Origin of the sequence: Pseudoalteromonas sp. MSK9-3 (assembly GCF_003590335.1) — a bacterium.
GTDB lineage: Bacteria > Pseudomonadota > Gammaproteobacteria > Enterobacterales > Alteromonadaceae > Pseudoalteromonas.
Genome location: NZ_MIET01000030.1, coordinates 229,720 through 243,185, shown reverse-complemented (window position 1 = coordinate 243,185; position 13,466 = coordinate 229,720). Strand labels below are relative to the sequence as shown.

Annotated in this window: 10 protein-coding genes; 2 read left to right on the top strand and 8 right to left on the bottom strand. The window is 41.8% G+C overall.

Annotated features, from left to right (window positions below; translation table 11 throughout):
* Nucleotides 1-37: 37 nt before the first annotated feature.
* The 4 genes from BGP78_RS14150 to BGP78_RS14135 all read right to left on the bottom strand — a co-directional run bounded on the left by BGP78_RS14150 (nt 38) and on the right by BGP78_RS14135 (nt 6,414).
* Nucleotides 38-622, bottom strand: a complete 585-nt coding sequence (locus tag BGP78_RS14150; RefSeq protein WP_119861972.1) for a phospholipid-binding protein MlaC — start codon at nt 620-622, stop codon at nt 38-40.
* Nucleotides 623-942: 320 nt separating this feature from the next.
* Entirely contained in the window at nt 943-1,941 is a 999-nt protein-coding gene (locus tag BGP78_RS14145) for a zinc-binding dehydrogenase (RefSeq protein WP_119861971.1), read from the bottom strand.
* 134 nt (nt 1,942-2,075) lie between these two features.
* Nucleotides 2,076-5,225, bottom strand: coding sequence for an efflux RND transporter permease subunit (locus BGP78_RS14140; protein ID WP_119861970.1), 3,150 nt, complete (start codon nt 5,223-5,225; stop codon nt 2,076-2,078).
* Nucleotide 5,226: 1 nt separating this feature from the next.
* Nucleotides 5,227-6,414: an efflux RND transporter periplasmic adaptor subunit gene (locus BGP78_RS14135; RefSeq protein ID WP_119861969.1), complete on the bottom strand. Its 1,188-nt coding sequence runs from the start codon at nt 6,412-6,414 to the stop codon at nt 5,227-5,229.
* Nucleotides 6,415-6,532: 118 nt separating this feature from the next.
* Between BGP78_RS14135 and BGP78_RS14130 the strand changes: the two genes are divergently transcribed.
* Entirely contained in the window at nt 6,533-7,504 is a 972-nt protein-coding gene (locus BGP78_RS14130) for a LysR family transcriptional regulator (RefSeq protein WP_119861968.1), read from the top strand.
* A gap of 466 nt (nt 7,505-7,970) precedes the next feature.
* Here BGP78_RS14130 and BGP78_RS14120 read toward each other — a convergent pair whose 3' ends face one another.
* The 4 genes from BGP78_RS14120 to glk all read right to left on the bottom strand — a co-directional run bounded on the left by BGP78_RS14120 (nt 7,971) and on the right by glk (nt 12,139).
* Complete coding sequence (locus BGP78_RS14120) at nt 7,971-9,575, bottom strand: bifunctional diguanylate cyclase/phosphodiesterase (protein WP_182912289.1); 1,605 nt, start codon at nt 9,573-9,575, stop codon at nt 7,971-7,973.
* Nucleotides 9,576-9,709: 134 nt separating this feature from the next.
* Complete coding sequence (locus BGP78_RS14115) at nt 9,710-9,949, bottom strand: YdcH family protein (RefSeq protein ID WP_119861966.1); 240 nt, start codon at nt 9,947-9,949, stop codon at nt 9,710-9,712.
* A 165-nt stretch (nt 9,950-10,114) separates the two neighbouring features.
* A complete protein-coding gene (locus tag BGP78_RS14110) occupies nt 10,115-11,125 on the bottom strand; it encodes a LacI family DNA-binding transcriptional regulator (protein WP_119861965.1) in 1,011 nt (336 codons plus the stop codon).
* 12 nt (nt 11,126-11,137) lie between these two features.
* Nucleotides 11,138-12,139 carry a glucokinase gene (glk, locus tag BGP78_RS14105; RefSeq protein WP_119861964.1) on the bottom strand — a complete coding sequence of 334 codons (1,002 nt, stop codon included), beginning with the start codon at nt 12,137-12,139 and terminating at the stop codon, nt 11,138-11,140.
* Between the two features lie 297 nt (nt 12,140-12,436).
* Between glk and BGP78_RS14100 the strand changes: the two genes are divergently transcribed.
* The gene (locus BGP78_RS14100) at nt 12,437-13,462 is read left to right on the top strand and encodes a LacI family DNA-binding transcriptional regulator (RefSeq protein ID WP_119861963.1); all 1,026 of its coding nucleotides are present in this window, start codon (nt 12,437-12,439) and stop codon (nt 13,460-13,462) included.
* Nucleotides 13,463-13,466 lie beyond the last annotated feature (4 nt).

Here is a 13,466-nt window from a genome sequence, read left to right as displayed (position 1 = left end):
CTTTACAATTAACTTTAAGTCGGAAAGTTAACTATAACTACATCTTACTTTTTAACTCATCTGTTACGGTGGCGAGACCTACCTGGGAGATACGACCCGTAATTTCTTTTTGCTTGGCACTTAATAACGAAATGCCTTCAGCTACCATGTCATACACTTTCCAAGCACCATCTTTACCCTGTCTGAATTTAAAGTGCATATCAATATCTGGGCCTGATTGTTCCTTAATAAGCACTTTAACCGTGGCATAATCGCTGTCTTTACTTACCGGTAATTCTTCAAAAATGACTTGTTGCCCTTTATATTGCAGTAACGCAGCCGCATATGTGCTAATTAAGTAACTATCCACAGCATCGATAAACTCCACTGCTTGAGCACGTTTCAAACCCTTAATGTGTTTACCTAATAATTTAAAAGAAACAAATTTAACGTCTACATGAGGCATTAATCGACTACGTACTATGTTCTTCATCGTGCTGCTGTCTGCCTTACCATCCGCATTCACTAGCTTAATATCAGTAAACATCTTATCACCAACCTGATTAATCAATTGGTAAGGGGTTTCTGTAGCAAAGCTAAAGGTAGAAAATAACAACACAAGCGCAGCAAATAATTTGTTCATACGTAACATCCTCAATGTTCAATAGTGCTATGTTACGAAAAAACCTCATGCTTAAGAAGATACAATAAAGCACATACTTGATGCCATTTTGGCATCAATGAAATTACATAAGTCGTAACATATTCCAGTAATGGGTATTTTATAAGAATTTAAGCATAATATATGTGAGAATTTGTAAAGTTGATTGTATAAATGTGTCAGTGATGTACTAGTAAATATAACAGGTGCAGGCGAGCTTTTTGAAGGGATTAAAACACTGAATCGTGTTTTAGTAATAAATAAAAACGCACAAACCGCTGTTGCACGTTTTTATCTATGAATTAAGCAACCTTAACCACCTGATAGAAGTGACTGTTACCGTTAATGCGTGCTATTAATGCTTCGTATATACTCACAGCATCAAAAGCAATCACCTCTTTCTCTGATAAACATAACTGCTCTTGCTGTAAATAATCCGTTAGGACATTTCCCAGAAAAGACATACGTTGTTGTGCGCAAATACTTTTTGCAAGCCACGCACCAGGCAAAGAAACGATGCCGATATTAGGTGCCTTTTTAAATAACAAAGTTTCATCAAGTGTAGCTAAACCAGAAACGCAACTGATCCGCCCACAAAACTGAAGAAACTCTAGCAGCTTATTCGTATACTTGCCTGACATATCAATCACACCATGCACTGTGTCGTACCCAAAATGCTTTTGTATTTTTTGCCCAATATCCGCGTCATTTTCATCCAAAACCAGTTCAGCGCCTAATTTTTTTAGTGCCGTTGTGCATTGTTTCGGTGAACTGGTGATCACGGTGAGTCCTTGCTGATAAGCCATTTGTACTGCTAATTGACCCACACAGGTATTGCCTGACTCAATAAAAATGGTATCGCCTTCTTCCAATTGCAATTTATACAATGCAATGAGCGCAGTCATCCCAGGAGTAGGCAAGCTAGCAGCCAACGCAGGGTTTATATCAGCGGGTAACACAGTGAGTGCAAAATTAGGAACCTTCACATATTCACTAAGCACCCCTTCGCTGGCAATATCATTGTGCCACATAACTCGCGCCCCAACTTCTGGGTGCCCCCCTTTTGGACCGGCAACCACAACACCCACCGCATCTAAGCCAAACACTCTTGGGTATTGCCAGCATGGGGTCCCTTGTTGAACAAATTTGGCGTCTAACCCTGTCAAACCAACGTACTCGATTTTAACCAGTACCTCTTGATCCGAAAGTTGTGGCACAGGGATGCAAGCATCAATCAATTTAAAATCGACACCTACTTCTGTTAACAAAACAGCTTTCATCTCATGTGGTAATTCAACCATAATTCTCTCAACTTTTACGTGTTATTCGATAGTTTAGGGCATCCATGCCTGAGGTAACGTAACCTGCACTATGTTAATTATTAGAACATTCAATCAAGATTGCTACAACCAAAAGTTCACTCACTGTTACAAATCTAAATAGTCTGCTCTGCCTTCTTGACACTTTTACGATTGACCAGCATATAAAATACCGGCGTAAATAATAACCCAAATACCGTCACGCCAATCATACCGAAAAACACAGCAATCCCCATTGCATGACGCATTTCTGCGCCCGCCCCTGATGCCATCACTAATGGGATCACACCCGCAGTAAATGAAATCGACGTCATCAAAATAGGTCGTAATCGTAATCGACATGCCTCAATAATGGCCGACAGGTGACTTTGCCCGTCATCATGTTGCTCTTTAGCAAATTCCACCATTAAAATTGCATTTTTACACGCTAATGCCACTAGTACAATTAAGGCTATTTGAGTAAAAATATTATTGTCTCCACCGACCCACCATACACCTAATAATGCGGAGAATATTGTCATAGGTACAATCAGAATGATCGCCAATGGCAAACGTAAACTTTCATATTGAGCGGCTAACACCATAAACACCAACAACACAACCAATGGGAATATATACATCATGGTATTACCGGCTAATATTTGCTGATAAGTAACATCTGTCCATTCGAATCCCATGCCTGTTGGAAGGTGCTTCGCTAAAATACGTTCCATCGCTTGCTGAGCTTGGTCTGAGCTATACCCCACAGCTGGGCTGCCGTTTAGTTCAGCGCTTGGATAGCCGTTATAATGCATAACCCTATCAGGTCCCGTCGTCGGTGTTACGGTCAATACAGAACCAAGTGGTACCATATCACCATGCCCATTGCGTACTCTTAAATTTAAGATTTGTTTAGGGTCAAGACGGTGCTCAGCTTCCGCCTGAGCAGTGACCTGATATGTTCTACCAAACATATTAAAGTCATTAACGTATAACGACCCCATATATACTTGCAGCGCATCAAAGACCTCAGATAAAGGGATCCCTTGAATTAATGCCTGCTCACGGTCAATATCGATATCCATTTGCGGCACTTGGATTCTAAAGCTTGAAAATAGCCCGGTAAGCGCAGGATCTTTTCTCGCTTCATTCGTCACCGTGTTTAATGCAGCAAATAGCGTCTCAAATCCCTTATTATCACGGTCTTGTATTTGTACTTTAAAACCTCCGGTTGTTCCTAACCCCTGAATAGGCGGAGGTGGAAACACGGCAACAAACGCTTCATCAATCGCAGTAAAACGCTTATTTAGCTCCATCGCAATCGCCATAGCAGATTGACTCGGATCAGTACGCTCTTCAAAAGGTGCGAGAGGCGTAAAGACAATACCGGCATTGGGACTATTAGTGAAACCATTTACTGATAATCCAGGAAATGACACTGTATTTGCCACACCAGGCACCTGCAGCGCAATTTGTTCCATCTGCTTAACCACATTTTCAGTTCTATCTAAACTGGCTGCATCAGGCAATTGCGCAATAGCAACGAGGTACTGTTTGTCTTGAGCTGGAATAAAACCACCTGGCACCATATCGAATAACTTAACGGTTGAACCCAGTAACGCCACATATACCACCCCAATGACTAACGACATTCTGATCAGCTTTTTGACAAACTTCTCATAGCCCGCACTGCTTTTATCAAAAAATCGGTTAAACGGTTCAAATAACCATTTGCCAAAGAGTTTGTTCAAGATACGCGTTAAAAAGTCAGGTTTACTGCCATGTGGCTTAAGTAACATGGCTGACAATGCCGGTGATAATGTCAGTGAATTTACCGCAGAGATGATCGTTGAGATCGTAATAGTCAAAGCAAACTGCTTATAAAACTGCCCTGATAGCCCTGTAATAAACGCGGTAGGAATAAACACGGCACACAACACCAGCGCAATCGCAATAATTGGACCGGTGACTTCATTCATCGCCACTTTTGTTGCTTCAAATGGGCTTAACCCTTTGGCAATATTACGCTCAACGTTTTCCACCACCACAATGGCATCATCTACCACAATACCGATAGCTAACACTAACCCAAACAGTGACAAGGTATTGATAGATACACCCAACCACTGCATGACTGCAAACGTTCCTACAAGTGAGACCGGCACTGCTATTAAAGGAATAATAGATGCACGCCATGTTTGTAAAAATAAAATCACAACCAATACAACTAACACCACCGCCTCTAATAGTGTGGTAATGACAGCATCAATTGAGCCACGCACAAATACGGTAGGATCGTAAACAATATCGTATTCCACACCACTGGGGAATGACTCACTTAAGCGTGCCATCGTTGCACGCACTTGATCTGACAATTCAATCGCATTCGAGCCCGGCCTTTGGAAAATTGGCATTGCGAGTGCTGGTTGGCCATTTAACATAGCGCGCAAAGCATACGAATTTTGACCTAGCTCCACTCGCGCAACATCACCTAAACGAATAAGCGCACCATTATCGCCGACTTTAATAACGACCTTATTAAATTCTTCAATACTGCCTAAACGGCCTTTAACATTTAATAAAACTTGAAATTGTGCCTCATTCGCTGATGGCTGCGCACCTAAACTACCCGCTGCAACTTGCTGATTTTGCGCACGCAGTGCAGATACCACGTCCATTGCAGTCAATTGGTTAGCCGCCAATGCATCTGGGTTTAACCACACTCGCATGGCATACTTTCCACCACCAAATAGCTGCACATCGCCCACACCTGGTAAACGGGCTATTTGGTCTTTAACATACAAGTCTGCATAATTAGACAAATAAGCCGTATCATGCGTATTTTCCGGTGAAAATAAATGCACCACCATTGTTAAGTCAGGCGAAGCTTTTTCAGCAACCACACCCAGTCGCTGTACTTCTTGCGGTAATCGAGGTAAAGCACTGTTTACTCTGTTCTGTACTTGAACCTGCGCTCTATCAAGATCTGTTCCTAATGCAAAGGTAACCGTCAATGTCATACGACCGTCACTTGTTGCCTGTGAAAACATATAAAGCATGTTTTCTGTGCCATTGATCTCTTGCTCTAACGGCGTTGCCACTGTTTCAGCAATAACCTTAGGGTTTGCGCCCGGATAATTTGCCGTAACCACGACCGTCGGAGGCACAACTTCAGGGTATTCACTCACGGGGAGTTGGAACAAACTGATTGCACCTGCAATGAGTATGACCAACGATAGCATGGCAGCAAAAATAGGCCGTTTAATAAAAAAGTGAGAAAAAGACATGCTATTCACCTTGCTGCATAGTGATCACAGGGACCGTATGTTTTGTTGTATCAAGTACTAACAACTGCCCTTGTGTATCTATTTCAACCATTTGAGGTGAAATCGGCATCCCAGGTCCAACCCTAGCAGGCCCATTAACAGCTACTTTATCGCCAACCGATAAACCAGATACTACACTACGCAATGAACCATAGCGTTCGCCCAACTTCACTAGCCTGTACTGCAAAATATCATTCTCATCAGTGACCAATACAAACCTATTTTTAAGATCAGTACCAATTGACTTTTCAGGAATTAAAATTTGCGGCTTAGCCTCGCTAGAAGCGAGACGAATACGTGCAAATGCGCCAGGTTTTAAGCTATTGTCTGCATCAAATACGGCACGCACTCTGAGTGTGCCTGTCTGAGCATTAATGGTGTTGTCTATAAAGTCGATAGCCCCCTGATGTGCAAACGCTGACTGGCCAGTGAGCTGCATTAGTACTTGTGTCTTTTTATCGCCACGAAGATCAGAAAACGTGCGCTGCCACGTGCGCTCGTTAATATCAAAGTAAGCGTAGAGATGAGAGTCAGAGACAATTTGAGTTAATTCACTTTGTCCTGCTTGAACGGTGTTTCCAGCCGTGATCTGCGCACGTGAAACAATGCCATTAATCGGTGCTTTAACCTCTGTAAAGTTTAAATCAAGTTGCGCGGCATCTAATTTTGCTTGCGTCGCTAATACATCAGCTCGACGCTGTGCAAGTACTGAACGACGGCTTTCAAGCTCTTCTTGTGCAATTGAATCACTGCTCGATAAACGTTCTGCTCGCTTAGACTCATTTTTAGCCTGCTGTAATGCTGCATTTGCGCTAGCTAACTGAGCCGTCAGTTCAGAAACTTTAGCTTTAAAAGGTCGTTGATCCAAAATAAACAAAGTATCACCCGCATTTACTTGCTGGCCTTCTTTAAAGTTTAATGACTCCACTACACCCGATATTCTTGGCCGTAAGTGTACTGTTTCAACAGCTTCTAATCGACTAGTATAAGTAAACCATGATTGCACTGGGTAGCTCTGAACTTGTGCAACATCAATGGGCTGCTTAAAAGCTTGCACTGCAGGTTGCTCACCTTGCGCTTGCAACTCTGTACAACCTGAGAGGTAAGCTAACCCTGCTAAAATTGATAGAACGATAAATGGTTTTTTCATTTTGGACCCCTTTCTCATAATGCGGTACAGTGTAACCATGAGATAAGAGACAAAAAAGCATCGATTTTTAAATTCATTAGTGCCAAAATAACACCAATAATATTATATAGAGAAAAAAATGGATATTAGTACCCGTTTACTTATGTTTTTAGATGTCGTGGAGCGCGGATCATTTGCCAAAGCGGCTCAAATCAGAAATATTGACCGCTCAGTGATATCAAAACAAATTGGTAGACTGGAGGATGAACTGAGCGTACGCCTACTTAACAGAACAACTCGCTCATTTTCACTCACCGCTGCGGGTGCAGAAATGGTAAAAAAAGCACAAGAATTACGTAAATTACTGAGTGAAACTCAATTGTTAGCTGAGAACTACCACACAGAACCCAAGGGGCTACTGCGTATTACCAGCTCCACCATTGTTGGACGACGCTATGTGCAGCCCGTTATAAATGAATTCCAAAAACGCTTCCCACAAGTGGAAGTTGAGCTGCGCCTAGAAGATCGACTGGTCGACATTGTGGGTGAAGGGTTTGATTTGGCATTTCGAGTTGGCGAACCAAAAGACTCCTCCTTAATTGCACGAAAAATCGCGAGAAATAGATTACTCATGCTTGCCACTCCGCAATTTTTGGCCACCTATGGCACACCTAAGTCAATTGATGAACTCACTAACATGCCGGCAGCAACGTATGCCAGTGATGGCTTGCGCTTCAATGGGGTAAGTTACTTCAATACCAATGGCATCACCCAAGAAGTACCCATTAAAAGCGTATTCCGCTCAAACGATGGAGAGCTTATCCTCCTTAAAGTCCTTTCAGATACGGCTTTTTGTGTCGTACCCGCTTTTCTAGTCGACCAAGAAGTTAAACGCGGAGAATTGATCCCTTTTCTAACCGATGTAAAACTTATGGATTACAGTGCCATGTATGCCGTATACCCACACAGAGACTTACCCGTAAGAACACGGTTATTCTTTGATGCCATAAGAGAATACATTGGAAAAGACATTCCAATATGGGAAAATAACATTCCCAACTTTTCAAGCATGTATGGCTTTAAAGCCCCTACCGCTATACCGCGCTTTTAGCGACAAAACCTCAAAAAGTATGAGTATATACACCGCCATACATTTTGAGGGGCGTGCGAATCATTCATGGTTTTAGTTTTTAGTTGTGACCGCGCGCGTCGCTCTGCAGCCGCATTTGCAACAAGTGTATAGCGCGCTCTTTGACTGGGTGTCATCTGGTTGATGTGTACATTCGATGCTTTATTTATGCGCCGACTCGGCTTCACTGAACCACACATACATGTGCTCTCATTTTATACTCATATTGAATAAGACCTGAGGATGTAATATTCACTTTCACATGTGATCACAATAATACGAGAGACAACTGTATTCACGGTGTTTTACGTTAACTCTATTAAATCAAGGCGGGCTATGGTGACATTGTTAGGCAAGGTTAAGTTAGGTTTGCTTGATATGAGTGACAAAAAGACACCATAACTGAGTCGCTTGCTTTGTTCTGATAAAGCCCCCCTTCTCGCTCACTTTAATATTTGCGAAGTGCAGTTTTAACCATACCAGAAGACTCTATCCAATTAATACATGCCGTTAAGGGTAACGCTTCGCTTATTTTAAATCCTTGGAAATAATCACAATTAAGAGAATTTAAATACTCTATCACCCCATCACTGTCCACCCCTTCTGCCACAACACTGCACCCTAACCTTTTAGCTAAAAACACCGCGGTTTCCACAATAACTTGGTCTTTTTCATTGCTAATGCACTCATCAATAAATGAGCGATCGATTTTAATTTGCGCTATCGACAATTCTTTAAGTAGTGAAAATGAGGAAAAGCCTGTACCAAAATCGTCAATACTGACTGAAAAGCCCATTTCTATTAACGTTTCCACCAAATCATGTGCCTGTACCAAATCGGTCATCATCATGCTTTCAGTAAGCTCGAACATAACATGGCGTGCATCTACTTGTGCATTGTTAACATGAGAGGCGAGTAACTTGATTAAGTCTTTTCCTAAGAAATCTTGGCTTGATAAATTCACGTGCACAATCAAGCTAGGATCAGCTTGCAACAATCGAGGTAAATCTTGAAATACCCGATTGATCACAAATAAACTCACCTGACGGATCATATTATTGTTCTCTGCAATGCCGATAAAACTCTCTGGCATGATCACTGAACCATCTTTCTGCGGCCACCTCAATAACGCTTCTGCACCATGGATTTCTCCTGACTGTGCACACACAATTGGTTGATAATAAACCGTCAGCTCACCACCATTTAACGCGGTTTTCAATCGGCTAATTAAATGAAATTCTTCGTCTGAATCTTGATGTAAATACTCATCAAAAATAACCAAGCTTTGTTTGGTACGTTTGGCACTGTACATGGCAATATCGGCTTGCTTGAGAAGGTCAATGGCATCTTTTGGCTCCTCACAGTTATAAATACTCGTACCCGCACTGTAATGAATATCTACGCTAAGTTCATCAACCACTAAAGGTGTATGGAGCTCACTCAGCAGTGCATTATTTTGCCCATAAATATCGCTCTCTCGGTTACCATTTATAACGATAATAAACTCATCTCCTCCCATTCGATACAAGCTGTTATGTGGTAAAAGCGCACGCGAAAATCGTTCTGCCAAATGAATTAAAATTTTGTCACCAAACAAATGCCCAATCGCATCATTCATCTGCTTAAAATTATTTAAATCAATCAACATAACTGAAAAGTCGGTATTTGAATTTTGCAATGCCGAGATTTTTGCCATGCATTGCTGGCGATTTTCGAGTTGAGTTAAAAAATCATGATGCGCATTAAAGCGCTCTTTTTCAACTATTTGTGCAAGCTCAACCAAGCTATCTTTACTCATGTTATTAATAATAATAACAAATACAGCGCCAAAAAATAGAATGAGCGACACACCTAAATCAAGTATGTTCTCCACGTTTTTATCGAGCAGATAAGTAGCAAAAGCAACGTAACCAATGACAAAGAAAAGTATTAACACCAACAGGACACGCCAGCCCACACGTGGTGAGATTTGGCACACTTTAATCGCAGGTTTAAGTGATACACATAGACCTAAGGCACCCAATAAAACAAGAACTAATGCGAGTACATTCACAAACCATACCTATGCTTTCAATATGCATTGAGTATAGTTTAAATTTATAAAACTGCTGCTTACGCGCTCAACTCAAAAGGCCTTTACAAGATTACCTCATTCAGGCCTTGCTAACTTATTTGAGCTATTTCACATTAGCTGTTGCAAAGAATATGGTAGAGCTGATCTTTTAATTGTAATCGTTGCTTTTTAAGTGATTCCAAATAAGCATCTGAGGTATTTTCGATGCCATCTTCAATCCGGATCACCGCATGATCAATGTCATGATAATCATCAAACAAGCGTGCAAAATGGCGGTCATTCACTTTTAACGTGTGAATTTTATCTTTAAATTCAGGTAATTCTTTAGCGAGACTATGACGTTCTATATTCATGCTGATGTCTTATTCTTTCGTTATAAGAATGCCAGTTTGGTTAACTGGCCACTCACTTCATCCTACGTAAAATGAGAGAAAACTGGTTGATCTAGAACATAGTAAAGGCCCAAAAAGTGATCCTTGAGCCATTAATAGAATGTGTGAAATACGCGATAATAAGCGCTACGGTTTAGAGGTCGATTCTCTGGTGATGAGCTTGGCTTCGAGGGTTGTTTGCCTAACTTGTACCTGTGCACCACCAATTTGCTCTATTAATAATTCTACCGCTTGACGCGTCATTTCTTCCACAGGCTGAGCAATGGTCGTTAACCCGGGCCAAATATGACGTGCGATTGGCGCATTGTCAAAACCCGCGATTGAAATGTCTTCAGGTACTTTTAGTTGTCGTTGTGTCGCCAACTTTAATACCGCTGCCGCCATGTAATCATTTGAGGCAAACACCGCACTAGGCCGCGGATTTATATCCAAAATGGCTTTGGCGCTATCAGCACCAGAATGGTAACTAAAGTTACCTTCAGCAACTAATGTATCGTCAAAAGTTAGGTTATGAGCGCTCAATGCACGTTGATACCCTGAAAAACGTTGCTCCGTGGCACTGTGATCGGGGTGACCTTTAATAAAGGCAATATGGCTGTGGCCTAATTCAATTAAGTGTTCCGTGATCTCAAATGCGCCCTGCTCATCATTACTTCTTACTGAAATCGACTCGTCATCTTCAATTGCAGAGGCCACACGTGCATAATTAACGTTCTTTTTCTTCAAAAACTCAATCAATTCAATAGAATCTGAAAACGGTGGCGTTAACACTAAGCCATCGAGTCGAGAGGTCATTAATAAGTTTTCTATATTTGCGATTAATGCTTCGCCTCGTAACTCACATGGGTGGATCAAAAGATTATAATTGTGCTTATGACACGCTTCTAGCGCACCACTTTGAACCCGAGTGATATAACTCTTACTCGGATTATCGTACAAACACCCAATAATAAAGCTACGATTGCGGGCTAACCCTCTTGCTATTGGGTTTGGCGTATAGTCGAGCTCTTTAAAGACTTTAAGTACTTTTTCACGTGTTGCCGGACTCACATTGGGCTCGTTATTGAGTACGCGAGAAACGGTCTTTTTAGACACTCCTGCATACGTGGCAACACTGTTAATCGTAACTTTTTTCATTCGGTCTAAGTCCTAGCCCTGATAACGCTCATGAATGCAGGCCGCTGCACCAATCAGAGGTATATTGTCTTGTACTACTAATGTCACCGGAATTTGTCCAGCATATTGCGACATCAGTCCTTTTTCGGTAAATCTTTCAACAAAGCGACTTGATAGTAATCTATCTGACATGCGCGGTAAAATCCCCCCGCCAATGAATACCCCGCCCAATGCGCCAAAAGTAAGTGCTAAATCGCCTGAAACGCTGCCAATCCAATCACAGAAATGATTCAGCGTTGCATCACAAATATCACACTCATCTGCCATTTCACTGACTTGTGCTGCGGTCAGGTTTTGTGGCGTAACCCCTCTCACTTTTGCCATTGTGCGATAAAGCCGTGCTAAGCCTCTGCCTGAAAATACATCTTCAATTGACACATGCTTTAACTCTGAGCGCATTTCATCAATAAGCGTTTGGTCTAAATCTGTGACCGACGCCAATGAAATATGACCGGCTTCACAACTCATCACTGCACACCCATCGGCATCTCTTACCAAACAAGCTGCGCCAAACCCCGTGCCCGGTCCCATCACAGCGATATTCGCCGTTTGCTCTGCCTGTCCTGACTTAATAATAATATTTTGCTCAGGATCTAAATAAGGTGCAGCGTACGCAAACGCAGCAAAATCATTAATAACCGATAATTCATCAAAGCGCATTGAATCTTTCAATTCTTGAGAGTTAAAGTGCCACCCTAAATTTGTCAAATATACTTGATTTGCTTTAATTGGCCCAGCTACGGCTAAACAGGCACGTTTCGGTGTGTCTATCGTCAGCTGTTCTAAGTAACAGTGCAAAGCAGCTTCAAATGATTGAAATTGGGCGCTAGGAAAAGTCGCTTGATAAGATATGCTAAATTGATTGGTGTTTACGTCATAGTCCGTGATCACGGCAAAACGTGCATTTGTTCCCCCGATATCGGCAACGATGATGGGATCAAAATGAGTAAGTTGAAAGCTTGTTGTCTGGCTCATGTCGTTTTCTCTTTTGTCATTGCGCTATAGCGCTTTGTTATTATGCCCAGAGCTATCACTCTCTAAACACTTTATTCCATTCGTCATTCAGTTAATTTTGCACGTTAACTGGCGTAAAAAAATGCTGTCCACAATCATGTGGACAGCGAATACGTTTTGACAACAAAATGATAAAACGTTGACATTATGACACCGGTGTCACAGATCATCAATAAAAATTTAGTAGAATAACGAAATTGGTTGAAATATTTATGTAATCCCCGACAATGTCTGAGTTACGTTGATTTGAGACCCAGAATGAAAAACAAAGCCAAAGCCACTTCTTTTGATATTGCACATTATGCAGGTGTATCACAATCAACCGTTTCGCGAGCCTTACGAAATAGCCCATTAGTTAATGACGAAACAAAACGTCGCGTGCATGAAATTGCTGAGCAACTCAATTATAAAGTAGACAAAAATGCCAGTAATTTACGCACCCAACAAAGTAGCACCTTGGCACTATTACTGTTTGAAGACCCAACCACAGACGAGTCACAAATAAACCCCTTCTTTTTAAGTATGCTCGGTAGCATTACCCGCGCCTGTGCAAAAGAAGGCTATGATTTATTAGTGTCTTTTCAATCAAGTAGTTCAGATTGGCGTGCAGATTACGAAGACAGCCATCGAGCCGATGGCATCATTTTATTAGGCTATGGTGACTATTTAGATTACCAAGCCCGATTACAAGAGCTACTCGACCAAGACACTAAGTTTGTCTGCTGGGGTGCCACGGTAGATAATCATCCCGATCTTACCGTTAGCTGCGATAATTACGGTGGCGGACAACTCGCCGCGCAACACCTTTTTGCCTTAAACCGCACAGACTGCGCATTTATAGGCGACGCATCCAATCACAGCCCTGAATTTTTTGCGCGTTATAAAGGATTTAAAGACGCTTTTGAAGCGCAAGGTGTGGCTCTTAATGACAGAAAAATAGCTAATGCAATTTCAACTGAAGACTCAGGCTATCACGCCACAAAGTCACTCATTGCCAATAACATTTCATTTGACGCATTATTTGCAGCCAGTGATTTAATTGCCATCGGGGCAATTCGTGCACTCTTAGAAGCGGGTATTAACGTACCAGAAGATGTTCATGTTGTCGGCTTTGATGATATTCCTGCCGCCAGTTATGTGTCACCCACACTCACCACAGTGCAACAAAACACCACGTTAGCTGGGCAAATGTTAGTTAAAAATCTACTCTCTTTAATCAAAAATGAGCCCGTAGAATCTACCTTGCTTCCCCCTTCATTGATTGTGAGAGGGTCATCTGATTAAAGTG